Origin of the sequence: Paraburkholderia sp. SIMBA_030 (assembly GCF_046535245.1) — a bacterium.
Classification (GTDB): domain Bacteria; phylum Pseudomonadota; class Gammaproteobacteria; order Burkholderiales; family Burkholderiaceae; genus Paraburkholderia.
In genome coordinates, this window is record NZ_JAWRXB010000152.1 from 1 (window position 1) to 365 (window position 365).

Sequence of the window (365 nt, forward strand, 5' to 3'; positions counted from 1 at the left end):
CTTATTTATTCTCAGCTTTTTATAAGCGTCTAGAACGATACGCGCTAGGCATTATAATCAATAGGCTTATACTAAGTTCAATGCTTGACGAGTCTCTTGAGCGATGCGGTATTCTTCATCTGTAGGAATAACCCACAGCTCGACACTGCTCCCTTCTGCTTGGAAGCTGCCTTCTTGGCCACCGTACAATCCAGCGTTCTTTTCAATGTCCATTTTGATACCGAAATGACGCATGACGGCTAAAATACTTGCGCGCGTGGTGACAGAGTTTTCGCCGATACCACCTGTGAATACAATACCGGTAAACTCAGGCAGTGCACAGCTTAAGCTGGCAAGGTATTTACCAGCGCGGTAGCAGAACATCT

1 pseudogene is annotated in these 365 nt (G+C 45.8%); it reads right to left on the reverse strand.

The features are described 5' to 3' along the window. Positions 1-66: 66 nt before the first annotated feature. A pseudogene (locus tag SB772_RS39435) lies at positions 67-365 on the reverse strand (acetate kinase); the annotation flags it as partial.